Here is a 219-nt window from a genome sequence, read left to right as displayed (position 1 = left end):
GTTTCCCCTGTGTTTTGTTGTTTGGGGGTGTTTGTTTTTAGTTGTCGACTATTAGTACCAGTAGGCTGAACATATTGCTATGCTTACACGTCTGGCCTATCTACCCAGTGTTCTTCTGGGAGTCTCTCCCCACGCGTGGTGGGTTGGAAACCTCATCTTGAAGCAGGCTTCCCGCTTAGATGCTTTCAGCGGTTATCCCTTCCGAACGTAGCTAACCAG

Annotated in this window: 1 rRNA gene; it reads right to left on the bottom strand. The window is 48.9% G+C overall.

Going from position 1 to position 219, the window contains the following annotated elements:
• Positions 1-31: 31 nt before the first annotated feature.
• Positions 32-219, bottom strand: a 23S ribosomal RNA gene (locus tag HMPREF0044_RS07720); the annotation flags it as partial.

This window comes from Gleimia coleocanis DSM 15436 (assembly GCF_000159015.1).
In the GTDB taxonomy this organism is placed as follows: Bacteria; Actinomycetota; Actinomycetes; order Actinomycetales; family Actinomycetaceae; genus Gleimia; species Gleimia coleocanis.
This window is presented reverse-complemented; position numbering and strand designations above follow the sequence as displayed.